This window comes from Streptomyces sp. NPDC012466 (assembly GCF_042955215.1).
Taxonomy (GTDB): Bacteria; Actinomycetota; Actinomycetes; order Streptomycetales; family Streptomycetaceae; genus Streptomyces.
Map to the genome: position 1 here is coordinate 471,464 of NZ_JBIBEQ010000006.1, position 22,551 is coordinate 494,014.

The following is a 22,551-nucleotide window of genomic DNA, read 5'->3' on the forward strand; positions in this document are numbered from 1 at the left end:
CCCAGAGTTCACCTTGGAGCCAGTATTGGTTCATTTGGGATGACGGAAACGGACGCGTACGGGCCGGAACGTGGGAGCGTGGGGTTCGGACCGTTGGCAGTAAGACGGTCGTACCGCCGGTTGTCCGGTGGCCCCGGCCCTTGGACCCCCGACTGAGACGCACGAGAGGGAAAGCCTGATGCGGGACGCGTACCACGAGGAACTGGACTCGATCGGCGACGGTCTGGTGGAGATGGCCCGGCTGGTCGGGTCGGCGATCGGGCGCGCCACGACCGCCATGCTCGACTCCGATCTGAAGCTGGCCGAGAACGTCATCGAGGCCGACCAGAAGGTCGACGAGCTCCAGCACGACCTGGAGGCCCGGGCCATAGCCCTGCTGGCCCGTCAGCAGCCGGTGGCGACGGACCTGCGCATCGTCGTCACGTCGCTGCGGATGTCGGCCGACCTGGAGCGCTCGGGCGACCTCGCCCAGCACGTGGCGAAGCTCGCGCGCCTGCGCTACCCGAACCGCGCCGTCCCGAGCGACCTGCACGCCACCATCCTGGAGATGGGCCAGCTCGCGCAGCGCCTGATGGCGAAGGCCGCCGAGGTGATCATCACCAAGGACGTCGACCTGGCGCTCCAGCTGGAGCAGGACGACGACGAGATGGACCTGCTGCACCGCACCCTGTTCCAGCACCTGATGGACGACCGCTGGAAGCACGGCATCGAGACGGCCGTGGACGTGACGCTGCTGGGCCGCTACTACGAGCGGTTCGCCGACCACGCCGTGTCGGTCGCCAAGCGCGTGGTGTACCTGGTGACGGGTGAGCACGCCGACGAGCTCCAGACGGATGTGCAGCCGGACATCCAGGCGGTCCCGGGGGCGGAGAGCGCCTGAACGGGCCGCGCCGGGGGAGGGCGCCGGGAACCGAGCGGGGCGGACGGGGACCGGCCTGGGCGCGCGGGCGCCTCAGTGCGCCGTTGATGCGCCCAGCGGGACGGGCGTCCAATGGGCACAGGCACCAGCCTCGAGGAGGGACCCATGTCCGAATCCCCCAGCACCACGCCCGACCCCGCCCGGCAGCGCGAGACCGAGCAGCCCGCCGAGATCAGGAACCTGCCCCTGATCGCCGCGTGCGGCTGCGGATCGGGCTGCGGCTGCGGCTGCCAGTCGGGCAGCCCCTGCCAGTGCGGCTGACGCCGGCACGTCGCGCGCGAAACCCGTAGGGCCCCGGCGGTGTCGCCGGGGCCCTACGGCGTCAACGCCGAGACCTCGGATCGTGGGCCTGGAGTCGCCCGGTCGGCCCAACGGGCGGAGCATGAAGGGAAGGCAAGGCGGCGCGGGCGAGCGCCGTGCCGGGAAGGAGACGCGAGGCATGCCCAAGTTCATGGATGTCCATCGCGGCATGGAAGGCATCACGGAGGAACAGCTGCGTGAAGCCCACAACGCGGACCTCGCGATAGAGAAGGACGAGCGGGTCCACTTCGAGATGGCCTGGGCGGACCCGGAGTCCGGCCACGTCTACTGCCTCTCCGAGGCCCCCTCGGCCGAAGCGGTCCAGCGCATTCACGAGCGCGCCGGACACAAGGCGGACGAGGTGCATCCTGTGCCATTGTCCGTGCGGTGACCTGCCGGCCCGTCAGCGGCGCCGGCCGGCGTTGAGGCGGGCCGCCTGGCGGGTCAGGTAGTCGCGTTCGGCGAGGTGGGGAGCCTTGTGGGCCGCCTCGGCGTACAGGCGGGCCGCCGTGTCCAGATCGCCGTCGCGTTCGTGGAGGTATGCCGCCACCGCGGTGTGGCGGGGCAGCGAGTCGTCCAGGGCCGCGAGCGCCGCGAGGCCGGCCCGAGGGCCGTCGGCCTCGCCGACGGCCACCGCGCGGTTGAGCCGCACGACGGGGCTGTCGGTCAGACGCGCGAGTTCGTCGTACCACTCGACGATCTGCACCCAGTCGGTCTCCTCGGCGGTCAGCGCGTCCGCGTGGAGGGCCGCGATGGCGGCCTGGGCCTGGAACTCGCCCAGCCGGTCGCGGGCGAGGGCCGCCTGGAGGATCGCGACGCCCTCGGCGATCAGACGCGTGTTCCACCGGCCCCGGTCCTGCTCGGCGAGCGGCACCAGGCTGCCGTCGGGTGCGGTACGGGCGGCGCGCCGGGCGTGGTGGAGCAGCATGAGGGCCAGCAGCCCGGCCACCTCGGGGTGGTCGACCCGGGCCGCGAGCTGCCGGGTGAGCCGGATGGCCTCGGCGGCCAGGTCGACGTCGCCGGAGTAGCCCTCGTTGAAGACCAGGTAGAGGACGCGCAGCACGGTGGCGACATCGCCGGGCTGCTCGAACCGGACGCCGGAGACGGTGCGCTTGGCGCGGCTGATGCGCTGCGCCATCGTCGCCTCGGGAACGAGGTAGGCCTGGGCGATCTGCCGTGTGGTGAGACCGCCGACGGCGCGCAGGGTGAGCGCGACCGCCGACGACGGCGTCAGCGAGGGGTGGGCGCACAGGAAGTAGAGCTGGAGCGTGTCGTCCACGTCGGACGCGGGCCCGGGCGCCGGTTCCTCCTCGACGAGGTCCTCACGCCGGCGGCGGGCACTGTCCGCCCGCGTCTGATCGAGGAACTTGCGCCAGGCCACCGTGACCAGCCAGCCCTTGGCGTCCCGCGGCTGATCGGCGGGCCAGACGCGCAGTGCCTCGATCAGCGCCTCCTGCACGGCGTCCTCGGCCGCCGCGAAGTCGGCTCCGCGGCGGACGAGGATCGTGAGCACGCCGGGGGTGAGGCTGCGCAGCAGTGCCGCGTCCATGGGTGGGGTCACTCCGTGATGGTGGGGTGCGTGGTGAGGAAGGGGCGCACCTCGAGCCACTCGTGGATCGGCTTGCCGCCCGCCCCGGGGGCCGCCGACAGCTCGCCGGCCAGTTCGACGGCACGGTCGTAGCTGTCGACGTCGATGATCATCCAGCCGGCGATGAGGTCCTTGGTCTCGGCGAACGGGCCGTCGGTGACCGGCGGGCGCCCCTCACCGTCGTACCGGACCCACGCACCCTCGGGGGCGAGCGCCTGGCCGTCGACGAACTCTCCGCTCTTCTCCAGCCGGGCCGCGAACTCCTGCATGTACTGCACGTGGGCCGAGATCTCCTCCGGCGTCCACCGGTCCATGGGGACGTCGTTGACCGCCGCCGGGGCGCCGCGGTAGTGCTTCAGAAGCAGGTACTTGGCCATCGTCGTTCTCCTCGGTGCTGGTGCGACCCATCTTGGCCGCCTTCACCCCGGGGACGGAGCCGGACGCGGGTTCTCGACATCGCCGCCGGACTTTTTTCTGGAGAGTGGGGGCTCACTGTCCGACGCGGCCGTCGATCCGTTCGCGCAGGAGGTCGGCGTGGCCGCAGTGCCGGGCGTACTCCGCGATCTGCGCGACCAGGATGTCGCGGAGCTGGAGCCGGCCGCCGGGTTCGGGACCGAAGTCGGAGTGGCCGGCGTTGCCGGTGGAGAGGTCGGTGACACCGGCCAGGTAGCGGTCGGTGCGCTCGACCTCGGTACGCCACTGCCGCCAGGCCTCGTCCACGACCGCCGGGTCGGCGACCGCACCGTTGAAGTCACCGTCCCGGTCCTCCGGCGTGCGGTACAGCTTCGGCACGTCCTCGCCGGCCATCACCCGGCGGACGTGCCGCTCCTCCTCGGTCAGGTGCCGTACCAGTCCCAGCAGGGACATCGTGGAGGGCGGGACGGATCGCCGGGCCATCTGCTCGGCGTCCAGGCCCGCGCACTTCATCTCCAGGGTCAGGCGGTAGTTGCGCAGGTAGTCGAGGAGGATGCCGCGCTCGTCGACGGGCTGGGCGTCGGTCTCCCGGGGGTCGTCGTCGGGGTCGACCCACATGTCCGGGTAGACGGTCGCCCGCGTCCACCGAGTCGTATCAGAGGCTGCGGACGTCGCTGCTTCGCCGGTGTGCTCGCCTGAGACCATGCGGGCATGGTGGACCGGGTGGGGCGGGGGCGCCACCGAATATCGGGGCGCGGTCGTGACGGGAGAGCGGCGGCCGGGGCCGGCCCAGCACTCACGAAGCCGCCCTCGCTGCGCCGGGCTATCGTGCCGCCGTGACAAGTACGACGGATCGTCCTCTCCTCTTCCTCGACGTCGACGGCCCGCTCATCCCGTTCGGATCATCGTCCGGTCGCCCGCACACCACCGCGGGCGGCTCGCCGACGTCTCCCGATCAGGGGAACCCACTGCTGAAACGGCTCGACCCCGAGCGCGGTCCGCGCCTCCTGGCCCTCGGCTGTCAGCTCATCTGGGCGACGACCTGGATGGAGGAGGCGAACGAGGTCGTCTCTCCCCTCATCGGACTGCCGGAACTGCCCGTGCTGGAGTGGCCGGTCCCCTGCGCCGACAAGGGCCCGCACGGCCTGCACTGGAAGACCAGTCACCTCGTCGAGTGGGCCGACGGCCGACCGTTCATCTGGGTCGACGACGAAATCAGCACCATGGACCGCCTGTGGGTCGACGCAAGTCATCCCGGGCCGTCACTGCTCCATCGCGTCGACCCGATCACTGGCCTCGTGGACGCCGACTTCTGCGCGCTCGCCGCCTGGCTCCGTCTCGTCGTACCGACATGAGCACCGCAAGCTGGGCCGGCCGACTGTCTGCCGCCGAAGCGAAGTGAGGCCGGCCGCCCCTCCGGTTCCCCCTCCTACGTCCGGTCCAACGCCGCGAAGACGGCCAGGCGCAGAGTGAGGCTCGCGGCGAACGCGATGCCGCAGCGGGACAGGGCCGATGGCACCACGGCTCCCTCCCAGCGGGCGGGGGCGAAGGCGATCGCAGCGGCGACGACGGAGAATGTCCCGTGCCGGCGCGCCGCCGAACGGAAACGGCCGCTGCCGCTCGACTCCGCCGGGACGGCCCCCGAGCGGCCCACCGACAAGCCCCCGCCCAGCGGAGGAACCGCAGGTCGGGGGCTTGTCTGTGTCCGGTTACTTCTTCTTGCCCTGGTTCTTGACCGCCTCGATGGCCGCCGCTGCCGCGTCCGGGTCCAGGTAGGTGCCGCCCGGGTTCAGGGGCTTGAACTCGGTGTCGAGTTCGTAGGAGAGCGGGATGCCCGTGGGGATGTTGAGGCCCGCGATGTCCGCGTCGGAGATGCCGTCCAGGTGCTTGACCAGGGCGCGGAGCGAGTTGCCGTGCGCCGCGACCAGGACCGTGCGGCCGGTCAGCAGGTCGGGGACGATCGCGTCGAACCAGTACGGGAGCATGCGGACGACGACGTCCTTCAGGCACTCCGTGCGCGGGCGCAGCTCCGGCGGGAGGGTCGCGTAGCGCGGGTCGGAGAACTGGGAGTACTCGGCGTCGACGTCCAGCGGCGGGGGCGGGGTGTCGTAGGACCGGCGCCACAGCATGAACTGCTCCTCGCCGAACTCGGCGAGCGTCTGCGCCTTGTCCTTGCCCTGCAGGGCGCCGTAGTGGCGCTCGTTCAGGCGCCACGAGCGGTGGACCGGAATCCAGTGGCGGTCCGCGGCCTCCAGGGCCAGCTGGGCCGTGCGGATCGCGCGCTTCTGGAGGGAGGTGTGGACCACGTCGGGGAGGAGATCGGCGTCCTTCAGGAGCTCGCCACCGCGGACTGCCTCCTTCTCGCCCTTCTCGTTGAGATTGACGTCCACCCAGCCGGTGAACAGGTTCTTCGCGTTCCACTCGCTCTCGCCGTGGCGGAGGAGGATCAGCTTGTACGGTGCGTCGGCCATGCCTCAGAGCGTAATCCACGCTTTCGCCCGTTCGCGTGGCTGCCCGGCAGGCGGACGTTTGACTGGATCTGTTAATCGAGTGGCAAGCGGCAACCGGCGGCTTGTAATTTGCGCATGCGCACAGCGCTACTTACATGTGCTGTCTGTGAGCGCTGCTCACGAGCGTCGCCGACACTTGTTGCCTTCGGGGGGATCCATGCCGTACGCCCTGCGTGCCCGACGCGCCGTCCGGGAGACGGTCTCCGGTCTCCCGCGCGAGTTCTGGTGGCTGTGGACCAGCACGCTGGTCAACCGGCTCGGCGCGTTCGTGGCCACCTTCATGGCGCTGTACCTGACGGTCGACCGCGGCTACTCCGCCACGTACGCCGGTCTGGTCGCCTCCCTGCACGGGCTGGGCGGGGTGATCTCCTCGCTGGGCGGCGGGGTGATGACCGACCGGCTGGGCCGGCGGCCGACGCTGCTGATCGCGCAGGCCTCGACCGCCGTGTCCGTCGCGCTGCTGGGCTTCGTGCGCGACCCGGTCGCGATCGCCGGGGTCGCCTTCCTCGTCGGCATGGCGAGCAACGCCTCGCGGCCCGCCGTGCAGGCGATGATGGCCGACATCGTGCGGCCCGAGGACCGTATCCGGGCCTTCTCCCTCAACTACTGGGCCATCAACCTCGGCTTCGCCGTGTCCTCCATGGCGGCCGGGTTCATCGCCGAGGTCAGCTACCGCGCCGGGTTCCTGATCGAGGCGGGGATGACGATGCTCTGCGCGATCCTCGTCTTCCTGCGGCTGCCGGAGTCCAAGCCCGCCGAGACGACGGTGACTTCGGGCGTCCGGGACGACTCCGTGAGCCTGCGCACCGTACTGCGCGACGGGAGGTTCATGAGCGTCGTCGGGCTGTCCTTCCTCGTCGCGCTGATCTTCCAGCAGGGGTCGGTGGGGCTGCCGGTGGCGATGGGAGAGGCCGGTTTCACTCCGGCCGAGTACGGCATGGCGATCGCCGTGAACGGCGTGCTGATCGTCGTCCTCCAGATCCCGGTCACCCGCTTCATCGAACACCGGGATCCCCGCCGGCTGCTGGTCGTCTCGTCCGTCCTGGCGGGGTACGGCTTCGCACTCACCGCCTTCGCGGGGTCGGTGGGGGTCATCGCGCTGACGGTGTGCGTGTGGACGCTGGCCGAGATCGTCAACGCGCCGACGCAGACGGGTCTCGTCGTCCGGCTGTCGCCGGTGCTCGGGCGCGGGCGCTACCAGGGCATGTACACGATGTCCTGGTCCGTGGCCGCCCTCGTCGCCCCGCTGCTGTCCGGGTTCGTCATCGACCGGTTCGGGGCGGAGTGGCTGTGGGGGCTGTGCGCGGTGGTGGGGACGGCGGCCGGAGCGGGGTACGCGGTGCTGATGCGGCAGGTGCCGGAGGAGGAGGAGAAGGTGGTCGAGCCGTCGGTGGGGGCGCGGCCGCAGCCGGAGGTCGGTGCGGAGTGAGCCGGAGGGCTCCGCCGTGGTGGCAGCGGTTGTCCCGGCGGCGGGGAACGGCCGGGGAGAGCAACGAGGCTCGCGGGAGCGGGACGGCATGGTGACACGGCACCCGGAGCGCCGTACCGAACGTCTGTGTGGCTGCGCCAGTGGAGGGAGTCCGATCTGGACGCGCTCGCGGAGATGGACGCGGACCCGGACGTCATGCGCTCCATCGGTGACGGCTCGGCCGGTAGCCGTGAGCGGACCGCGGCGGCGCTGACCCGGGTGCGCGCGGCCTGGGACGAGCGCGGCTACGGCCTGTTCGCCGCCGAGGAGACCGCGACCGGCGAGCATGTCGCTCACGCCGGAGGCATACCGCTCCTCGTCGTGATGGTCGTGTGAGCCGGGCCGATGTCTCCGTGAGCCGGGCCGTCGTCGTGTCCTCCCGGTCCGTCACATCGGCAAGGAGTACAGCCGCACCCGCCCGGAAGGCCAGCGCGCGTCGTCGCGCAGGGACGTCACCATGGTGCGCAGCGGCATGCTCACCACGCTGGAGCCCGGTTGTTCGACGCGTACGTCCGTGTCGAGCGGGTGCCATCCGAGGCGCTGGTACAGCGGTACGAGCGGAGGCCGGCAGAACAGGAGCGCGTGCCGGGGACCCTGCGTACGAGCGTGGTCGAGGGCCGCTGTGAGCACGAGCCGGGCCAGGCCCCGACCCCGTAGGCCGGGCGCCACGGCCACTCCTCCCACGCCCATCACCTCGGTTTCGACGCCCCCGATGGCGACCGGCAGCCGCAGCAGGCCGGCGTGGGCCACCAGCCGGCCGTCGAGCCGGACGCCGAAGTGCTCCTCCTTGGGGAGCCAGGTCAGACCGGCTTCCGCGACACCGAAGGGATCGTCGCCGAGGCCGAGGATCTCGTCCTGCTCGGTCTTCGTGTAGCGGGAGAGCCGCGTGACGGCCGGTGGCGCGGGGGGCTGGTTCGCAGACATACCGGAATGATGGTCCAGGGCCGCGCGGCCGGCGACGACAGGTCTCCTCCCGGTCATCGACGAAGCCCCACCGTCGGTTGGGTCCCGGATGACTTCTCCGGGCCACCCCAGGAAGGCCGCTCCCGTACGGCCTCCCGTACCGCCTCCGGTACGGCCGCTCTAGCCGTCCACGAAGCCCAGTTCCGTGTCCGGCCGGCACTGCGGGCAGGCCTTGATCCCGTCGGCGAGGGCGCGCCGGGCACGGTCACGGTCGACGCCCTTGCTGCGCCGGCCCGCGTTCCAGCAGCCCCCGACGTGGACGTACACGGCTGCCTGCCCGGACAGGCCGCGCTCGATCAGCCAGTCCGGCGCGGGAGGGCGGGCCAGGTGGCCGCGTCGGCGTTCGGCCTGGCGGCGTTCCTCGTCCGCGATCCACCGACGGGTGCGTGCCAGGTCGCGTTCCTGCACGCGCTCCAGGAAGCGGAGCAGCGCGAGCCGCGACTCTGGATCGTTCATACGTTCGATTCTAGGATCAGGGCCGCCCTCTGGCCCACCCCACCCCACCGGTCCAGGTCAACTGCCCCAGACATGCAGGCCCCCTCTCGGAGGCCGGCAGTCGGCGCCGGCCGGAGGCTACCTCCGAGGTAATCGACGCTCCCCGGGCACCCCGGCAGACTGTGTCCCATGACACCTGCCGACACCGCGGAAGCCACCCGTTCCACTGTCCAGACGTTCCTCGAGCTCCGCCTCGCCGGTGACACCGAGGGCCTCGCCGCGCTCTTCGCCGACACGGTGGACTGGATGCTCGCCGAGAACCCCGCCGTCCCCTGGATCCGGCCTCGTTCCACCGCCGCCGAATGTGCGGCGCAGGCAGACGAGCTGGCCCGGTACACCGTCCCCGAGGACGCCCGCGCGTCCGTCGACACCTTCCTCGTCGACGGGACGGACGCCGTGCTGATGGGGCATCTCTCCGGGACCGTCCGGGCGACCGGCAAGTCCTTCTCGGGGCCCTTCGCGCTGCGGCTCACCGTCGAGGGCGGGCGGATCACCCGGCACCACCTGTACGAGAACAGCGTGTCGATCGCCGCGGCCTGTACGCCCTGACGTGCGGCGCGTGGCTCACCGGGCCGCGTTTCAGGTCACCCGCCGACGTCACCGGTCACGACCCGGACGTACTGCCGCCTCTCCTCGTCCCGCACGACCACACCCAGCCTCAGCAGTTCCCCGCGCAACTCCCGGGCCTCGGCGGCGTGCTCGTCCTTGCGGGCCTGGGCGCGGGCCCGCAGCAGGGCGTCCGCGCCCGCGGGCAGGCCGGGGATGCCGGGCACCCAGCGGCGGAACTCGGCGTGGTGCGGGTCCTGTTCCTCCCACGCGTAGCCGTGTGCGGTGAGGGTGTCCGTGAGGCGCTGCCAGTTCAGGCCGCAGTGCTCCCGCGCGCGTTCGAGGCCGTCCGGCCCGAGCAGGACCAGCTGCTTGCCGTCCCGGAAGAACGCGGAGATCTCCTCGCGGGTGAACTCCCGGGCGCTGTCCCTGATGGTCAGGGTCACGTGGGTGTCGCAGACGCGGACGGACAGCGACTCGTGCGCCGCCGAGAGCCCGAGCAGCAGGCCGCCGAGCGCACCGACCGCGATCGTGCCGAGGGTGAGGGCCGGTTCCGGGACCGAGGTCAGCAGTTCCGCCGGGCCTTCGAGCGGTGCCCACGGCAGGGCGAGCAGCAGGCGCGCGAGGAGCGGGAGCAGCGCGCCCGCCACGGCGCCGCAGGCGACGCAGAAGAGCACGATGGCCCAGGCCGATTCGGCGAGTTCCGTCGCCTTGCCCGCCTGCGTCCGGGGGCTCTTCCGCATGGGAACGTTCCTGGCTTCCTCCATGGAAGGAGTCTGAGCGGGAGGCGTTCGCCCTGTCGTCAGCCGTTGGTCTACGCGCCCGCGACTTTGGTCGTCCTCCCGCCCCGCGCCCGGTGCTCAGGGGTGCGTCCGCGCCCCTTTCACCAGGTGCTCACGGGTGCATCCGCGCCCCCTTCACCACCTTGTCCACCGCGTTCTTCGGGCCGTAGACCGCGAGTCCCACGAGATCCAGTTCCGCGGTCGGCACGGCCCGTACGGCGGCGCGGTTGTCGCGGTCGTTGCCCGTGGAGAAGAGGTCGGAGGTGAAGACCGCGCGGGGCAGGGCGCGGGAGAGGGCGCGGGCGTGGGCGGTGGTCAGGGTTTCCTTCGTGGCCTCGAAGACCATGACCGGCTGGCGGAACATGGGGAGGTAGGGCACGCCGTCCGCGTCCTCGTACGGTTCGCCGATCACCTCGGGAACCTGTGTTCCGAGGCCGCTGACCAGGAACGATGTCACGTTGAGGCGCTGCCAGGGCTCCAGGTCCGTGCGCAGCAGCACGGCGATCTTCGTGTCGAATCGGATCGGCTCCGGCCGCAGGGGTTCGGTGATCGTGTCCATGGTCCGAGCGTGCCCCGCGGCCCCCGCCGGGGTCTTGTACGTTTTTTGCATGGCCTCCCCGCCCAAGGCACCGAAGCCCCCGCGCACGAACGGGCCGGACCGGCAGCGGACCGTCTCCGCCTGGCGGCCCGCCGTCCAGGGCGTCGTCGAGGTCTTCCACGCGCGGTTCACCGAGTACGCCTATCCGATGCACGTCCACGACGCCTGGACGCTGCTGATCGTGGACACCGGCGCCGTGCGGTACGACCTCGACCGGCACGAGCACGGCACCCCGCACGACACCGTGTCGCTGTTGCCGCCGCACGTGCCGCACAACGGCTCCCCCGTCACCGCGGAGGGCTTCCGCAAACGGGTGCTGTACCTCGACGGGACGCATCTCGGGGACGAGCTCATCGGGGCCGCCGTCGACCGGCCCGATCTGCGCGATCCGCTGCTGCGGCGGCGGGTGGGGCAGTTGCACGGCGCGCTGGGGCGGCCCGGTGAGGAACTGGAGGCCGAGAGCAGGCTGTTGTTCGTCGGGGAGCGGTTGCGCGGCCATCTGCGGGGCGACCCCGCCGCCCCCCGGCCGGCCGATCCCGTTCTCGCGCGGCGGCTGCGCGAGGTGCTGGACGAGCGGATCGTCGAGGGCGTCGCGCTGCGGGAGGCCGCCGGGCTGCTCGGCGCCCATCCCGCCCATCTCGTACGGGCGTTCAGCACCGCCTACGGCATCGCCCCGCACCAGTACCTCACGTCCCTGCGGGTCGGGCGCGCCCGGCGGCTGCTCCTGGAGGGGCGCTCACCGGGCGAGGTGGCGGTGGCGGCCGGGTTCTACGACCAGTCGCACCTCACGCGGCACTTCCGCAGGCTGGTGGGTGTGCCGCCGGGGCGTTACCGGGCCGGTTAGCGCTCGGGGCGCTGCGTGAGGTGGGTGAACGCGTCCAGGTTGCGCGTGGACTCCCCCCGCGACACCCGCCACTCGTACTCCTTGCGGATCGCCGAGGCGAAGCCCAGCTCCAGAAGGGTGTTGAAGGCGCCGTCGGAGGCCTCCAAGACCTGGCCGAGCAGACGGTCGAGCTCGTCGGCGGTGACGGCGGACAGGGAGAGGCGGCCGGTGAGGTAGACGTCGCCGTGCTGGTCCACGGCGTAACTGACGCCGTAGAGCTTGAGGTTGCGCTCCAGGAGCCAGCGGTGGAAGCCCTGCTCGTTCTCGTCGGGGTGACGGATGACGAAGGCGTTCAGCGACAGCGAGTGGCGGCCGACGATCAGGGAGACCGTGGTCTTGAGCTTGCGGGTGCCCGGAAGCTGCGCGACGTAGGTGCCGGACTGAGGGCTCTCCCACTCCAGTTCGGCGTCCTTCAGCACTCCTTCGACGACCTGGGCCGCACGCTGTTCCTGATCGGTTTCACCCATGCAGCGAGCGTACGCGACGGCGGTGCGCCTGCATCGCGGCCGTGTAGACGTCCGCCGTGGCGGCGGCGGCCGTGTCCCAGCCGAAGGACTGGGCGTGCTGGGCGGCCTGCCCGCCCAGCCGGGTGGCCAGCTGCGGGTCGTCGGCGAAATCGCCGAGCACGCGCGCGTAGTCGGCCGGATCGTGCCCGCGGACGAGGAAGCCGGTGTGCCCGTCGCGCACGGCGACCGGGAGGCCGCCGACCGACGCCGCGAGCACCGGGGTGCCCGCCGCCTGCGCCTCTATGGCGACCAGGCCGAAGGACTCGCTGTAGGAGGGCATGACCAGCACGGAGGCGGCGCGGAACCAGTCCGCCAGCTGCTCCTGGCCGACCGGCGGGCGGAACCGTACGACGTCCGCGATGCCCAGGCGCGCGGCCAGCTTCTGCAGGCCCTCGGGCTTGGCGAGGCCGCTGCCGGAGGGTCCGCCGACGACGGGCACGAGGATGCGCGAACGCAGTTCGGGGCGCTCGTCGAGGAGGACGGCGACGGCCCGCAGCAGCACGTCGGGGGCCTTCAGGGGCTGTATGCGGCCCGCGAAGAGCGGGATCAGCGCGTCCTGGGGCAGGCCGAGCCGGGCCCGGGCGGCGGCGCGGCCGTCGGCGGGCGAGAAGCGGCTGAGGTTCACACCGGGGTGGACCACGGCGACCTTGTCGGTCTCGGCCGCGTAGTGCCGGACCAGTTCGTCGGCCTCTTCGGTGGTGTTGGCGATGAGGCGGTCGGCGGCGGAGACGATCTGGGTCTCGCCGATGACGCGGGCGGCCGGTTCGGGGGTGTCGCCGTCGGCGAGGTTGGCGTTCTTGACCTTGGCCATCGTGTGCATGGCGTGCACCAGCGGGACGCCCCAGCGCTGGGCGGCGAGCCAGCCGACGTGGCCGGAGAGCCAGTAGTGGGAGTGGACCAGGTCGTAGTGACCGGGGCGGTGATGGGCCCAGGCCTGCATCACGCCGTGGGTGAAGGCGCACAGCTGGGCGGGCAGGTCCTCTTTGTTGAGGCCCTCGTAGGGGCCGGCGTCGACGTGCCGGACGAGGACGCCGGGGGCCAGCTCGACGGTCGGGGGGAGGGCGGCGGCGGTCGCGCGCGTGAAGATCTCGACCTCGATGCCCTGCGCGGCGAGGCGCTGCGCGAGCTCCACGATGTAGACGTTCATGCCGCCGGCGTCGCCGGTGCCCGGCTGGTGGAGCGGGGAGGTGTGCACGGAGAGCATCGCGACGCGGCGTGGCCTGCGGTGCAGCCGCAGGCGCGCGGGGGACGACGCGGAGCGCCGGCCGAGCCTGCCGATGTACTGGCTCACGTGGCGTTCCTCCTCGCTCGGGGCATGCCTGTCGCAGAGCGCACGGCGCCCTCCGACGGGGTCCAACACCGGAAGGAGGTACTCCATTTCCCGATTCGGGAGTTTTACCGAATCATTACCGCTGGTCGCTCAACCGTTCGAGGATGAGGGCACCGCCGACCGCGCGGCGACGAGCCGGGGCACCGACGACCCGTGGCGGCAGGCCCGGGCGTCGACGACCGGTGACGGCAGACCCGGGCACCGACGACCCGTGACGGCAGGCCCGGACACCGACGACCGATGGCCACGGAACAGGCGGGGCGGCGGCTGGGGCGGTGGAAAAGGCGGGGCGGCCGGGGCCAGGGGTCCCTACCCTCGTGGGCATGACAGGCATGACAGGCACACGGCATCACCCCGCACCGCCGCCTCCACCCGAGGAGCTCCTCCCCTGCCCTTGTTGCGGCCACCGGACCCTCGGCGAGCTGTGGGCCTACGAGATCTGCCCGGTCTGCTACTGGGAGGAGGATCCCTTCCAGCTCCGCCACCCCACGGCCGGCGGCGGCCCCAACCACGGCCTGAGCCTGATCGAGGCGCAGGCCAACTACCGGCGGATCGGTGCCGTGACCGAGGAGATGCGGCGCCACGTACGGCCACCGCGCGACGACGAGCCGCTGGACCCGGGCTTCCGGCCCGCCGACCCGGACCGGGACCCGTTCGAGCAGGGGCCGGCCCACGATCCGATGCCCGGCGACCTGACCGTCCTCTACTACTGGCGTCCCACCTACTGGCGGCGGCACCTCGCCCCCTGACCGGAGCCGGGGGCCCTTAACCTCGTACGTATGACATCCCGCGCGGCGACCCGACCCCTGGGCACGGTCACGCGCGGGACGACCAACCCCAATCGGCTGCGCCGCATGGACCGCTGGATCGCGGCCACGCACGGCGCCGAGCTGCGCCGCGCCGCCGACCCGGTGGCGGTCGACCTCGGGTACGGCGCCGCCCCCTGGACGGCCGTCGAGCTGCTGCACCGCCTGCGTACGGTCGCGCCACGCGCGCGCGTGGTGGGCGTGGAGATCGAACCGGCCCGGGTCGCGGCGGCGCTGCCCTACGAGCGGACGGGGCTGGTCTTCCGGCACGGCGGATTCGAGATCCCCATCCCGCAGCGGCCCCTGCTCGTCCGCGCGGCGAACGTACTGCGGCAGTACGAGGAGGGCGAGGTCGCGGCCGTGTGGCAGCGGCTGTGCGGGCGGCTCGCAGCGGCCGACCCGGCGACCGGCTCGCACGGCGGACTGCTGGTCGAGGGGACCTGCGACGAGATCGGACGCCGGCACGTGTGGGTCGCGCTCGGCCCGGAGGGACCCCGCACGGTCACCTTCGCGACCCGGCTGGGCTCCCTGGACCGCCCCTCGGACCTCGCGGAACGCCTGCCGAAGGCGCTCATCCACCGCAACGTCCCCGGCGAGCCGGTGCACGCCTTCCTGCGCGACTTCGACCGCGCCTGGGCGGCCGCCGCGCCCTACGCCTCCTACGGCGCCCGGCAACGCTGGATCCGGACGGTACGGGACCTGACGGCCGACTGGCCGGTGACGGACGGGCCGGCGCGGTGGCGCCAGGGCGAAGTGACGGTGCGGTGGGAGGCCTTGGCCCCGCACGCCTGACTCCAGTGGTCTGGCACCTCGCTCCTGCGGTCCGGCGCTCGGCTCCTGCGATCCGGCACCTTTCTCCCGCAATCCGGAGCCTGACTCCCGCGATCCGGCACCTTTCTCCCCCAATCCGGCACCTGACTCCCGCGATCCGGCACCTTTCTCCCGTAATCCGGCGCTTTGCTCCGCAGTCCGGACGGCCCCGTCTGGAACGATCTCTTTGAGTCCTTCGTCACACAGGCGGGGAGATCTTCATGCCGGGGCATACCGGCGAAGAGGCGGCGGGAAGTACTACCTCTGTCGCTTTCCGAGCCGACATGACAGCATCCCCAGGCGAACCGCACGTTACTGACGGTTAATCAGTTTGGGGGCCGAGGTATGGGTACGGGCAAGCGTGGCCTGATCGCGACGGCGGTGGCCGTGGTCTGCGCGGTCACGGTGCTGGCGGCACCGGGCACGGCGTTCGCGAACCCCATCCCCTCACCCACCCCGAGCGCGGGATCGACGCTCGCGCCCGCCAAGGACCTGGAAGCCGTCCGCAAGAAGCTCGACAAGCTCTACCGCGCCGCGGGCCGCGCCACCGACGAGTACAACGCCGCCGATGAGAAGGCGGACAAGCAGTCCGCCGAGGTCGTCGAACTGGCCAAGAAGATCGTCAAGGGCCAGGAGAAGCTCAGGAAGCTGAGGGACCGCGCGGGCGCCGCGGCCGCCGCCCAGTACCGCGGGGGCGGCCTGCCGCCCGAGGCCCATCTGGTGCTGAGCGACGATCCGCAGGACTTCCTCGACGGCGCGGGCCGGGTCCGCGAGGGCCACCGCGCGACCAAGGGCCTGCTGGGCGAATTGACCCGCACCCAGGAGGACTTGGAGCAGTACGCCAAGGACGCCTCCGCGCAGTTGAAGAAGCTGGAGGCGGGCCGCAAGGCCAAGGCCGCCGCGCAGAAGAAGATCGAGAAGCAGATCGCGCAGGCGGAAGAGCTCGAGTCCGCCCTCCAGGAGGAGGAGCAGGAGCGTCTCGCCGAGCTGGAGAAGGAGGCCGCGAACAAGGCGCAGACCGCCTGGCTCGACTCCGGCATCCTCGACGAGATCGACGGAAAGGCCTCCGCGCAGGGCAAGAAGGCCGTGGAGTACGCCACGGCGCAGATCGGCAAGCCGTACCAGTGGGGCGCCGAGGGCCCGGAGACCTACGACTGCTCGGGGCTGACGTCACAGGCCTGGATCTCGGCCGGCCGCGGCATCCCGCGCACCTCGCAGGAGCAGTGGAAGCAGCTGCGGCACATCGACGTCCAGGACATGCGGCCCGGCGACCTCGTCATCTACTTCGGCGACGCCAGCCACGTCGCGATGTACATCGGCGACGGGGCGATCGTGCACGCGCCGCGGCCCGGGCGGACCGTGACGATCGCGGGGGCCGGTTCCATGCCCATCCTCGGGGTGGTGCGGCCGGACGCCGGCGCCAACTGATCGCGGACGGCGGCCGGACGAGACGTACCGGATACCGGACACCCACGGTGACCTGGCCCACGTGACCCACCGCACGCCCCGCGGCGCGCACCCCGCACGCCGACGTGACGTTCGTCATCTCCGCAGCATCTCCGAGCTGTCCAACTGCGGGGCATATCGCGGCATATGACACTGGCCGGTGGCGCAGCGGCGTGGCTCACACCATTCCTATGCGGCGCCGACACCCGCTATGGTCCCCGTCGGTGGGTCGAGGTCCCTCGCCCCCGCCATGCCCTCGGGGGGAGGGAAGGAACCCAAGACGATGCCCGTACCCATACCGCGGCAGAGAGCGATCCCGGCCGCGGAGAGTGGTCAGGCGCAGGCCGCGTCCCCGCGCGGCGGATCCGCCGAGGAGCCCGTGAAGGACACCTCGCCGGCGGGCCGCACGCCGGACACCGCCGGGAACACCACGGACAAGGTGGAGAACCACACCGCCCACACCAACCTGACGCTGCTGCTGATCGAGGACGACCCGGCCGGTTCGCCGATCGTGCCGGACATGCTCGACCAGGCAGGCAAGCCGATCCGCGTCCGCACGGCCCGCAATCTGACCGAGGCCGGACGGCTGCTGACCGACGACGTCCACTGCATCCTGCTGGACCTGGCGCTGCCTGCGCCGGGCCACAGCGACTCCGAGGACGAGCTCGCCGTGCTCAAGCACGTGCTGGAGCTCGCGCCCCGGCATGCCGTCCTGGCGCTGACCGCGTCGGGCGACGCCGAGCGCGGCGCCGAGGCGGTGCGGGTGGGCGCCCAGGACTACCTCTTCCGCGACGAGCTGGACAGCAGGCTGCTGAGCCGCGCGATCCGCTACGCGGTGGAGCGCAAGCGTTCCGAGTCGGCCGAGCGCAGGCTCGCCGAGGGCCGGCTGCGGGCGCAGGAGAACCGCCGCCTGGAGCGCGGCCTGCTGCCGACGCCGCTGCTGGAGGGCTCTTCGCTGCGGTTCGCCGCCCGCTACCGCCCGGGCCGCTCGCGGGCGCTGCTCGGCGGTGACTTCTACGACGTCGTGCGGACGCCGGACGGCACCGTGCACGCCATGATCGGCGATGTCTGCGGGCACGGCCCGGACGAGGCCGCCCTCGGGGTGGAACTGCGGATCGCGTGGCGCGCGCTGACGCTGGCGGGTCTGTGCGGCGACCAGCTGCTGGGCACGCTCCAGCAGGTGCTGGAGCACGAGCGGGCCGACGACGAGATCTTCGCGACCCTGTGCACGGTGGACATCGCGCCGGACGGGCGCCGCGCGGGCCTGTGCCTGGCGGGTCACCCGTCGCCGCTGCTGGCCCGCCCGGGCAAACCGGCCCGCCTGCTGCCGTACGACAACAACGGACCGGCCCTGGGCCTGCTGCCCGGCGCCCGCTGGCCGCGGATGCAGGTGGAGCTGGGTGCCGAGTGGAGCCTGATGCTCTACACCGACGGCCTGATCGAGGGCCACATCGGCCGGGGCCGGGAGCGGCTCGGCCAGGACGGCATGACGGAGATGGTCCGCCGCCAGTTCGCCGAGGGCCTGCGGGGCGAGCAGCTGCTGCGGGCGGCGGTGAACGAGGTGCGTGAGCTCAACGGTGGCGAGCTGACGGACGACGTGGCGGTCCTGCTGCTGGACCGGGTGCCGTAGGCACCGGGCCCAGGGCGGCGTCGGCACCGGACCCACGGCGCCGTAGGCACCGGGCCGGGTGCTCGGGCCGCCGCGGGTGCTTACCGGCCGCCGTTGTACGGGCCGTAGGGGCCGTCGCTGCTGGAGCCGCGCCGGCTGCGGCCGCCGCCCGGAAGCGCCCGGATCGCGGGCCGTACGTCGACCATGTACACGATCGTCGCGATGAGGCCGATGATCGGCAGGAACGACAGGATCGGGAAGAGCAGGTTCACCACGAAGGCGATCGCCAGGATGATCAGCCAGAAGGGCTTGGTCTTCTTGTCGGCCGCGCGGTAGGCGTCCTCCCGGCGGACGGCCGCGTCGAACAACGCGAAACCACTGAAAACGATCAGGGCCATGCTCAGAAGCCACATAAACCCTGCGAAGCCCTGCATCAGCACAACGCCCACCACCTGACTCGGCTCGTCCCTACGCGGTCACCGTACCCGCACAACGGGCCGGACACCCCCAGGGTGCCCGGCCCGTCCGTGTGTGATCGCTCCGCGGTCCTACTTCGCCGGCGGGGTGGTCTTCTTGGCGGTGGTGGTCTTGCGCACCGGAGCCTTCTTCGCGGCGGGCGCCTTCTTGTCCGGGGCGGGGACGGCGGCACCGGCGGGCTTCACCGGCTCCTCCTTGACCTCGACCGGCTGGCGCTTCGGCTCGACGGCGATGGCCAGCTCCTCGACGCCCTCGGCGACGTCCTCGATGCCCTCGGCCGCCTCGCCGCGCCAGGTCCGCACGGCCTGCTCGCCGTGCTCGGCGACCTTCTCGTAGGTCTCGCGGGCCTTGACGGCGTACTCGGCGGCCACGCCGACACCGCGCAGCGCGAAGTCCTGGGCGCTCTCGCCGAACTTCTTCAGGTCCGCGTCGAGGGTGCTGCCGAGCTTCTTGAAGTCGGCGTCGAGGGAGCCGATGAACGAGGTGACCTTGGTCTGGAGGGTCTCCTGCGTCTCCTTGACGCGGGCGGAGGCCTCCTTGGCCCGGGCGGACGCCTTCTCCTGGACGGCCTTGGTGTCGGTGTTGCGTACGGCGTCGATCCGCGCGGGGGCCTCGGAGCGCAGCTGCTCCACCAGGGCCGGCACCTTCTTGGCCTGCTGAAGGGCGAGGTCGGCGGTGCCCGCGGCGAAGTAGAGCGGGGTCGGGTCGCTGAAGGTCTTGCGCAGGTCGTCGGTGATGGCCATGGTGATGGTCCTCCCGGATTCTGTGTCGCTTGAGGGTTCGGCTGAGGGTTGTGTGATCCGCGGCGGTACGGCCGGTGCCCTGGTCCGGCTCAGCCGGCCGTCTGCTGCGGATCGGTGTCGCTGCCGCCGGCGCCCTCGCGGGTCCGGCGGGTGGCGGTCGTACCGCCGTCGTTCTTGCCGGCGCTCTTGCCGGTGCTCTTGCGGCTACGGCGCCGGGCGGGCGAGCCGCCGTCGGCCGGGCCGGTCCGCGATATCCCGGCACCGGCGTCGGGAGCGTCCCCGTCGACACTCACCGCACCGTCCCCGGCGACGACGCCGACGACACCCGTGACGCCCGAGCCGTCCGAGGCATCCGAGCCGTCGCCGGTCCCGAATCCGTTCTCCTTGCGGAAGGACTCGTAGATCTGCAACAGCACCTGCTTCTGCCGCTCGTTGAGCGTCGGGTCGGCGAGGATGACGGCCCGCGTCTCCACCTCGTCCCGGTCCCGCTCGGCGTCGAGGATCCCGGCCCGGACGTACAGCGTCTCGGCGGAGATCCGCAGCGCCTTGGCGACCTGCTGCAGCACCTCCGCGCTCGGCTTGCGCAGCCCGCGCTCGATCTGGCTCAGATACGGATTGGACACCCCGGCGGCATCGGCGAGCTGCCTGAGCGACAGCTGCGCCGTGCGCCGCTGCTCGCGCAGATAGTCACCGAGATTGCCGACGTTGAGCGATGCCATGCCCCCACAGTGCAACACCCCGCTAACTATTGCAAGCACCCGCTTGCAATAGTGCGCCACGCCACGCGGTCATCCCGGCGCGGCGAGGCCCGTGACGATGCAGAAGGGGTGCCCCGCGGGGTCCGTGAGAACACGCCACTTGTCCTCGTTGGGCTGCGGATCCGGCCTGCCTGCGCCCAGCTCCAGCAGCCGCGCCTCTGCCTCGTCCAGATCCACGACCCGGAAGCAGCAGTGCAGTTGCTGGGGAACGGCGGGGTCGGGCCAGCTGGGAGGCCGGTGACCGTCGACTCGCTGAAAGCCGAGGGAGAGCCCGCTCCCGCTCTCCAGCGCGGCGAAACCGGCGTCCGACTCCGGGTGCATCTCGAGTCCGGTGGCCTGCTGGTAGAACACCGCCAGGGCGAGCGGATCAGGGCAGTCCAGGGTTATCGCGCTCAACTGCATGTGCACGGTCATGCGCCGCCTCCGGGCCGGTCGGTGGGGACTGTCGTGGCGAACACCCTAGGAGCGGCCGGACGGAATCCGTTCGACGAGGCGGGGCGTGCTCCGTCATGATCCGCACTCGTGACGACTTCTCATCCCCTGCCTGCCCAGAGCGCCGCCCGTAACAACGCCGCCTGGTGTGCGGTGATGTGCCGGGCGCATGGTGTGGCGAGTGTGGTAGAGGGTGAGGTCTGGGCCGCCGCGCGACGTACGCCCGCCCTCTACCCCGACGCGGTGACGCTCGGGCCGGGCGTCGACACGAAGGCGCTCGTGGCGCGGATCGACACGGCGTCGCCGGGGGCCTCGGTGAAGGACAGTTTCGCCGACCTCGATCTGACGGGGGCGGGGTTCCGGGTGCTGTTCGAGGCGGAGTGGATCCATCGCGCGGCGGGTGTGCCCGTCGCCGCGCCGGATCTCGCGTGGGAGGTCGTGCGTGATCCGGACGCGCTGCGTGACTGGGCACTGGCCTGGGACGGCGGGGGCGGGGACGCGGACCTCTTCAGGCCGGGGGTGCTCGACGATCCGGAGACGTTCGTGCTCGCCGGGCGATCCGCCGACGGGCGGGTGGCCGGCGGAGCGGTGGCCAGTCTCGGTGCTGACGTGGTCGGGGTGTCCAACGTCTTCGGTCCGCCCCACGCGGCCTGGCCCCTGGTCCTGCACGCGGTCGGCCGGCTCTTCCCCGCTCTGCCCGTCGTGGGCTACGAGCAGGGCGACGACCTGGCGGCCGCCCTCCGGCACGGTTTCGAAACCGCCGGACCGCTGCGCGTGTGGGTGCACGAGCGGTCGGTCTGATGCCCGGCGGCGTCACTCCGGCTTGTACGCCAGGAACGTGCCCACCTGCCTCTTCAAGGCGCCCTCCGGTTCCTGCACCAGCCGTGTCGTGACCACCAGCCCGGCCTCGTGGAGCAGTTCGGCGATGCGGTCGGGCGGGAGGAGGTACGACTCGTAGGACACCGGGTGGTCGCCGTAGGCGTGGGCCGGGCGGAGGTGCTCGCCGTCGCCGACGTGGCCGGCCAGCATCAGCCGGCCACCGGGCGCGAGGGTGCGGTGGAACTCGGAGAAGACGGTCGGCAGCCACCGCGGCGGGGTGTGGTGGGTGGAGTAGTACGCGAGGATGCCGCCGAGTTCGCCGTCGGTGATGTCCAGCGCGGTCATAGAGCCGACGCTGAAGCGGAGTTGCGGGTACGCCGCCCGGGCCAGGTCGATCATTCCCGGCGACAGGTCCACGCCGAACACCGGTACCCCCAGGGCGGCCAGGTGGGCCGTCACCTTGCCGGGGCCGCAGCCCAGGTCGGCGACCGGCCCGGGGTGCGGGGGCCGCACGAGCTCGGCGAAGGCGGACAGCATCGCGCGCGACACCGGGTCCAGCCCGGCCGGTTCCTTGACGCGCCGGGCGTAGGCGGCGGCAACGGTGTCGTAGGACTCGCGGATTGCGGTGAGGTGGGAGGGCTCGGTCATGCCGTGAACCTAGGTGACGGCAGTGACATGCGCCCCGTACTCCGACGCCAGTACACCGGTCTACTCCCGGCGTGAGACGACCCCGCCGCTCCCGCGCGGCACGGTGGTCGGCGTGGATACGCAGCAGAAGCCGAAGCCCGGACCGACGCCGAACCCGAAACCGAGCCCGGGCCATCCGCCGAGGCTCGGCCGCCCGGCCCGCCGGGCCGCTCTCGTCGTGCACGTCATCGCCTCCGCCGGCTGGCTCGGGCTCACGCTCGGGCTGCTCGCGCTCGGGATCACGGCGGCCACCACCCGATCCCCCGCGGCCGTGGAGTCCTCCGTCCGGGCCATGAAGCTCTTCGCCGACTGGCTCCTGCTCCCCGTCGCCTTCCTCACGCTCCTCAGCGGCCTGCTGCTGTCGCTGGGCACGGTGTGGGGTCTGGCCAGGTACCGGTGGGTGTACACGAAGTTCTGGCTGACGCTCGCCACGACCACCGCGACGGTGTTCGCGCTGCGCCCCGGGGTGAACTCCGCGGTCACCGCCGTCGCCGCGGGCGGGCCGCTGCCCGATGCCGGGGACGTGCTGTTCGGGCCGGTCGTGTCGCTGTCCGCCTATGTCTTCATGACGGTGATCTCCGTCCTGAAGCCCTGGGGACCGACCCGCCGGGGCAGGAGACCGCGGGCATCCGCCCGCCGGGCCCCCCAGGACACCTGATCGC

30 protein-coding genes are annotated in these 22,551 nt (G+C 72.0%); 14 read left to right on the forward strand and 16 right to left on the reverse strand.

The window, feature by feature from the left end; genetic code table 11:
- Positions 1 to 178: 178 nt before the first annotated feature.
- The 3 genes from phoU to ACFY9E_RS24245 all read left to right on the forward strand — a co-directional run bounded on the left by phoU (position 179) and on the right by ACFY9E_RS24245 (position 1,610).
- Positions 179 to 880, forward strand: coding sequence for a phosphate signaling complex protein PhoU (gene phoU, locus ACFY9E_RS24235; RefSeq protein WP_390987453.1), 702 nt, complete (start codon positions 179 to 181; stop codon positions 878 to 880).
- Between the two features lie 144 nt (positions 881 to 1,024).
- Positions 1,025 to 1,180, forward strand: coding sequence for a hypothetical protein (locus tag ACFY9E_RS24240; protein ID WP_390987454.1), 156 nt, complete (start codon positions 1,025 to 1,027; stop codon positions 1,178 to 1,180).
- Positions 1,181 to 1,358: 178 nt separating this feature from the next.
- Positions 1,359 to 1,610, forward strand: coding sequence for an SCO4226 family nickel-binding protein (locus tag ACFY9E_RS24245; protein WP_390987455.1), 252 nt, complete (start codon positions 1,359 to 1,361; stop codon positions 1,608 to 1,610).
- A gap of 12 nt (positions 1,611 to 1,622) precedes the next feature.
- Here ACFY9E_RS24245 and ACFY9E_RS24250 read toward each other — a convergent pair whose 3' ends face one another.
- From ACFY9E_RS24250 to ACFY9E_RS24260, 3 genes are all read right to left on the reverse strand, one after another.
- Positions 1,623 to 2,768: a DUF6596 domain-containing protein gene (locus ACFY9E_RS24250; protein WP_390987626.1), complete on the reverse strand. Its 1,146-nt coding sequence runs from the start codon at positions 2,766 to 2,768 to the stop codon at positions 1,623 to 1,625.
- Between the two features lie 8 nt (positions 2,769 to 2,776).
- The gene (locus tag ACFY9E_RS24255) at positions 2,777 to 3,184 is read right to left on the reverse strand and encodes a YciI family protein (protein ID WP_390987456.1); all 408 of its coding nucleotides are present in this window, start codon (positions 3,182 to 3,184) and stop codon (positions 2,777 to 2,779) included.
- Positions 3,185 to 3,296: 112 nt separating this feature from the next.
- Complete coding sequence (locus ACFY9E_RS24260; protein WP_390987458.1) at positions 3,297 to 3,926, reverse strand: DUF664 domain-containing protein; 630 nt, start codon at positions 3,924 to 3,926, stop codon at positions 3,297 to 3,299.
- A 131-nt stretch (positions 3,927 to 4,057) separates the two neighbouring features.
- Here ACFY9E_RS24260 and ACFY9E_RS24265 point away from each other — a divergent pair, with 131 nt between their 5' ends.
- On the forward strand, positions 4,058 to 4,576 hold the full coding sequence (locus ACFY9E_RS24265; RefSeq protein WP_390987460.1) for a hypothetical protein: 519 nt from the start codon (positions 4,058 to 4,060) through the stop codon (positions 4,574 to 4,576).
- 74 nt (positions 4,577 to 4,650) lie between these two features.
- Here the strand turns inward: ACFY9E_RS24265 and ACFY9E_RS24270 are convergent, their stop codons facing one another.
- Positions 4,651 to 4,875 carry a hypothetical protein gene (locus ACFY9E_RS24270; RefSeq protein WP_390987462.1) on the reverse strand — a complete coding sequence of 75 codons (225 nt, stop codon included), beginning with the start codon at positions 4,873 to 4,875 and terminating at the stop codon, positions 4,651 to 4,653.
- A gap of 55 nt (positions 4,876 to 4,930) precedes the next feature.
- Positions 4,931 to 5,692, reverse strand: coding sequence for a phosphoglyceromutase (locus ACFY9E_RS24275; RefSeq protein ID WP_390987464.1), 762 nt, complete (start codon positions 5,690 to 5,692; stop codon positions 4,931 to 4,933).
- A 196-nt stretch (positions 5,693 to 5,888) separates the two neighbouring features.
- Here ACFY9E_RS24275 and ACFY9E_RS24280 point away from each other — a divergent pair, with 196 nt between their 5' ends.
- Positions 5,889 to 7,160 carry an MFS transporter gene (locus tag ACFY9E_RS24280; protein WP_390987465.1) on the forward strand — a complete coding sequence of 424 codons (1,272 nt, stop codon included), beginning with the start codon at positions 5,889 to 5,891 and terminating at the stop codon, positions 7,158 to 7,160.
- Positions 7,161 to 7,286: 126 nt separating this feature from the next.
- The gene (locus tag ACFY9E_RS24285) at positions 7,287 to 7,535 is read left to right on the forward strand and encodes a GNAT family N-acetyltransferase (protein WP_390987467.1); all 249 of its coding nucleotides are present in this window, start codon (positions 7,287 to 7,289) and stop codon (positions 7,533 to 7,535) included.
- Between the two features lie 51 nt (positions 7,536 to 7,586).
- On the opposite strand, the gene ACFY9E_RS24290 is transcribed toward ACFY9E_RS24285, so the two are convergent.
- Positions 7,587 to 8,123, reverse strand: a complete 537-nt coding sequence (locus tag ACFY9E_RS24290; protein ID WP_390987469.1) for a GNAT family N-acetyltransferase — start codon at positions 8,121 to 8,123, stop codon at positions 7,587 to 7,589.
- Between the two features lie 159 nt (positions 8,124 to 8,282).
- On the reverse strand, positions 8,283 to 8,618 hold the full coding sequence (locus tag ACFY9E_RS24295) for a DUF6233 domain-containing protein (protein WP_390987470.1): 336 nt from the start codon (positions 8,616 to 8,618) through the stop codon (positions 8,283 to 8,285).
- Positions 8,619 to 8,786: 168 nt separating this feature from the next.
- On the opposite strand from ACFY9E_RS24295, the gene ACFY9E_RS24300 reads away from it, so the two are divergent.
- Complete coding sequence (locus ACFY9E_RS24300; protein ID WP_390987471.1) at positions 8,787 to 9,206, forward strand: nuclear transport factor 2 family protein; 420 nt, start codon at positions 8,787 to 8,789, stop codon at positions 9,204 to 9,206.
- Between the two features lie 35 nt (positions 9,207 to 9,241).
- On the opposite strand, the gene ACFY9E_RS24305 is transcribed toward ACFY9E_RS24300, so the two are convergent.
- Positions 9,242 to 9,946: a hypothetical protein gene (locus ACFY9E_RS24305; RefSeq protein WP_390987473.1), complete on the reverse strand. Its 705-nt coding sequence runs from the start codon at positions 9,944 to 9,946 to the stop codon at positions 9,242 to 9,244.
- A gap of 151 nt (positions 9,947 to 10,097) precedes the next feature.
- A complete protein-coding gene (locus ACFY9E_RS24310; RefSeq protein WP_390987474.1) occupies positions 10,098 to 10,544 on the reverse strand; it encodes a DUF2000 family protein in 447 nt (148 codons plus the stop codon).
- Positions 10,545 to 10,593: 49 nt separating this feature from the next.
- Here ACFY9E_RS24310 and ACFY9E_RS24315 point away from each other — a divergent pair, with 49 nt between their 5' ends.
- Complete coding sequence (locus ACFY9E_RS24315; protein WP_390987475.1) at positions 10,594 to 11,427, forward strand: AraC family ligand binding domain-containing protein; 834 nt, start codon at positions 10,594 to 10,596, stop codon at positions 11,425 to 11,427.
- Here ACFY9E_RS24315 and ACFY9E_RS24320 read toward each other — a convergent pair.
- Together ACFY9E_RS24320 and mshA are read right to left on the reverse strand one after the other, a co-directional pair.
- Complete coding sequence (locus ACFY9E_RS24320) at positions 11,424 to 11,933, reverse strand: YbjN domain-containing protein (RefSeq protein WP_390987477.1); 510 nt, start codon at positions 11,931 to 11,933, stop codon at positions 11,424 to 11,426. The two genes, ACFY9E_RS24315 and ACFY9E_RS24320, sit on opposite strands and share 4 nt — an antisense overlap.
- Complete coding sequence (gene mshA / locus ACFY9E_RS24325) at positions 11,926 to 13,263, reverse strand: D-inositol-3-phosphate glycosyltransferase (protein WP_390987479.1); 1,338 nt, start codon at positions 13,261 to 13,263, stop codon at positions 11,926 to 11,928. Before mshA ends, ACFY9E_RS24320 begins: the two co-directional genes overlap by 8 nt.
- A 362-nt stretch (positions 13,264 to 13,625) precedes the next feature.
- Here mshA and ACFY9E_RS24330 point away from each other — a divergent pair, with 362 nt between their 5' ends.
- The 4 genes from ACFY9E_RS24330 (at position 13,626) to ACFY9E_RS24345 (ending at position 17,994) form a co-directional block, all read left to right on the forward strand.
- Positions 13,626 to 14,051, forward strand: coding sequence for a CPCC family cysteine-rich protein (locus tag ACFY9E_RS24330; RefSeq protein WP_390987481.1), 426 nt, complete (start codon positions 13,626 to 13,628; stop codon positions 14,049 to 14,051).
- A 30-nt stretch (positions 14,052 to 14,081) separates the two neighbouring features.
- The gene (locus ACFY9E_RS24335; RefSeq protein ID WP_390987482.1) at positions 14,082 to 14,900 is read left to right on the forward strand and encodes a class I SAM-dependent methyltransferase; all 819 of its coding nucleotides are present in this window, start codon (positions 14,082 to 14,084) and stop codon (positions 14,898 to 14,900) included.
- A gap of 363 nt (positions 14,901 to 15,263) precedes the next feature.
- Positions 15,264 to 16,346, forward strand: coding sequence for an NlpC/P60 family protein (locus tag ACFY9E_RS24340; protein ID WP_390987483.1), 1,083 nt, complete (start codon positions 15,264 to 15,266; stop codon positions 16,344 to 16,346).
- Between the two features lie 301 nt (positions 16,347 to 16,647).
- The gene (locus tag ACFY9E_RS24345) at positions 16,648 to 17,994 is read left to right on the forward strand and encodes a SpoIIE family protein phosphatase (protein WP_390987485.1); all 1,347 of its coding nucleotides are present in this window, start codon (positions 16,648 to 16,650) and stop codon (positions 17,992 to 17,994) included.
- Between the two features lie 80 nt (positions 17,995 to 18,074).
- Here ACFY9E_RS24345 and ACFY9E_RS24350 read toward each other — a convergent pair whose 3' ends face one another.
- From ACFY9E_RS24350 to ACFY9E_RS24365, 4 genes are all read right to left on the reverse strand, one after another.
- Positions 18,075 to 18,407 (reverse strand): DUF2516 family protein, encoded by a 333-nt coding sequence (locus ACFY9E_RS24350; protein WP_390987627.1) that lies wholly within the window; start codon positions 18,405 to 18,407, stop codon positions 18,075 to 18,077.
- Between the two features lie 114 nt (positions 18,408 to 18,521).
- Positions 18,522 to 19,193 (reverse strand): hypothetical protein, encoded by a 672-nt coding sequence (locus ACFY9E_RS24355; protein ID WP_390987487.1) that lies wholly within the window; start codon positions 19,191 to 19,193, stop codon positions 18,522 to 18,524.
- 89 nt (positions 19,194 to 19,282) lie between these two features.
- A complete protein-coding gene (locus tag ACFY9E_RS24360) occupies positions 19,283 to 19,912 on the reverse strand; it encodes a helix-turn-helix domain-containing protein (RefSeq protein ID WP_390987488.1) in 630 nt (209 codons plus the stop codon).
- 69 nt (positions 19,913 to 19,981) lie between these two features.
- A complete protein-coding gene (locus tag ACFY9E_RS24365; protein WP_390987490.1) occupies positions 19,982 to 20,365 on the reverse strand; it encodes a VOC family protein in 384 nt (127 codons plus the stop codon).
- Positions 20,366 to 20,473: 108 nt separating this feature from the next.
- Here ACFY9E_RS24365 and ACFY9E_RS24370 point away from each other — a divergent pair, with 108 nt between their 5' ends.
- Entirely contained in the window at positions 20,474 to 21,184 is a 711-nt protein-coding gene (locus tag ACFY9E_RS24370) for a hypothetical protein (RefSeq protein WP_390987492.1), read from the forward strand.
- A gap of 12 nt (positions 21,185 to 21,196) precedes the next feature.
- Here ACFY9E_RS24370 and ACFY9E_RS24375 read toward each other — a convergent pair whose 3' ends face one another.
- Entirely contained in the window at positions 21,197 to 21,850 is a 654-nt protein-coding gene (locus ACFY9E_RS24375) for a methyltransferase domain-containing protein (protein WP_390987493.1), read from the reverse strand.
- 217 nt (positions 21,851 to 22,067) lie between these two features.
- Here ACFY9E_RS24375 and ACFY9E_RS24380 point away from each other — a divergent pair, with 217 nt between their 5' ends.
- Positions 22,068 to 22,547: a DUF2269 domain-containing protein gene (locus ACFY9E_RS24380; RefSeq protein WP_390987628.1), complete on the forward strand. Its 480-nt coding sequence runs from the start codon at positions 22,068 to 22,070 to the stop codon at positions 22,545 to 22,547.
- The last annotated feature ends 4 nt before the right edge of the window (positions 22,548 to 22,551 follow it).

Bases quoted from the DNA above. Each gene is read 5' to 3' on its own strand.
- phoU (WP_390987453.1), top strand. From the start codon at position 179: ATGCGGGACGCGTACCACGAGGAACTGGACTCGATCGGCGACGGTCTG.
- ACFY9E_RS24240 (WP_390987454.1), top strand. From the start codon at position 1,025: ATGTCCGAATCCCCCAGCACCACGCCCGACCCCGCCCGGCAGCGCGAG.
- ACFY9E_RS24245 (WP_390987455.1), top strand. From the start codon at position 1,359: ATGCCCAAGTTCATGGATGTCCATCGCGGCATGGAAGGCATCACGGAG.
- ACFY9E_RS24250 (WP_390987626.1), bottom strand. From the start codon at position 2,768: ATGGACGCGGCACTGCTGCGCAGCCTCACCCCCGGCGTGCTCACGATC.
- ACFY9E_RS24255 (WP_390987456.1), bottom strand. From the start codon at position 3,184: ATGGCCAAGTACCTGCTTCTGAAGCACTACCGCGGCGCCCCGGCGGCG.
- ACFY9E_RS24260 (WP_390987458.1), bottom strand. From the start codon at position 3,926: ATGGTCTCAGGCGAGCACACCGGCGAAGCAGCGACGTCCGCAGCCTCT.
- ACFY9E_RS24275 (WP_390987464.1), bottom strand. From the start codon at position 5,692: ATGGCCGACGCACCGTACAAGCTGATCCTCCTCCGCCACGGCGAGAGC.
- ACFY9E_RS24280 (WP_390987465.1), top strand. From the start codon at position 5,889: ATGCCGTACGCCCTGCGTGCCCGACGCGCCGTCCGGGAGACGGTCTCC.
- ACFY9E_RS24290 (WP_390987469.1), bottom strand. From the start codon at position 8,123: ATGTCTGCGAACCAGCCCCCCGCGCCACCGGCCGTCACGCGGCTCTCC.
- ACFY9E_RS24295 (WP_390987470.1), bottom strand. From the start codon at position 8,618: ATGAACGATCCAGAGTCGCGGCTCGCGCTGCTCCGCTTCCTGGAGCGC.
- ACFY9E_RS24300 (WP_390987471.1), top strand. From the start codon at position 8,787: ATGACACCTGCCGACACCGCGGAAGCCACCCGTTCCACTGTCCAGACG.
- ACFY9E_RS24305 (WP_390987473.1), bottom strand. From the start codon at position 9,946: ATGCGGAAGAGCCCCCGGACGCAGGCGGGCAAGGCGACGGAACTCGCC.
- ACFY9E_RS24310 (WP_390987474.1), bottom strand. From the start codon at position 10,544: ATGGACACGATCACCGAACCCCTGCGGCCGGAGCCGATCCGATTCGAC.
- ACFY9E_RS24315 (WP_390987475.1), top strand. From the start codon at position 10,594: ATGGCCTCCCCGCCCAAGGCACCGAAGCCCCCGCGCACGAACGGGCCG.
- ACFY9E_RS24320 (WP_390987477.1), bottom strand. From the start codon at position 11,933: ATGGGTGAAACCGATCAGGAACAGCGTGCGGCCCAGGTCGTCGAAGGA.
- ACFY9E_RS24330 (WP_390987481.1), top strand. From the start codon at position 13,626: ATGACAGGCATGACAGGCACACGGCATCACCCCGCACCGCCGCCTCCA.
- ACFY9E_RS24335 (WP_390987482.1), top strand. From the start codon at position 14,082: ATGACATCCCGCGCGGCGACCCGACCCCTGGGCACGGTCACGCGCGGG.
- ACFY9E_RS24340 (WP_390987483.1), top strand. From the start codon at position 15,264: ATGGGTACGGGCAAGCGTGGCCTGATCGCGACGGCGGTGGCCGTGGTC.
- ACFY9E_RS24345 (WP_390987485.1), top strand. From the start codon at position 16,648: ATGCCCGTACCCATACCGCGGCAGAGAGCGATCCCGGCCGCGGAGAGT.
- ACFY9E_RS24350 (WP_390987627.1), bottom strand. From the start codon at position 18,407: ATGCAGGGCTTCGCAGGGTTTATGTGGCTTCTGAGCATGGCCCTGATC.
- ACFY9E_RS24355 (WP_390987487.1), bottom strand. From the start codon at position 19,193: ATGGCCATCACCGACGACCTGCGCAAGACCTTCAGCGACCCGACCCCG.
- ACFY9E_RS24360 (WP_390987488.1), bottom strand. From the start codon at position 19,912: ATGGCATCGCTCAACGTCGGCAATCTCGGTGACTATCTGCGCGAGCAG.
- ACFY9E_RS24365 (WP_390987490.1), bottom strand. From the start codon at position 20,365: ATGACCGTGCACATGCAGTTGAGCGCGATAACCCTGGACTGCCCTGAT.
- ACFY9E_RS24375 (WP_390987493.1), bottom strand. From the start codon at position 21,850: ATGACCGAGCCCTCCCACCTCACCGCAATCCGCGAGTCCTACGACACC.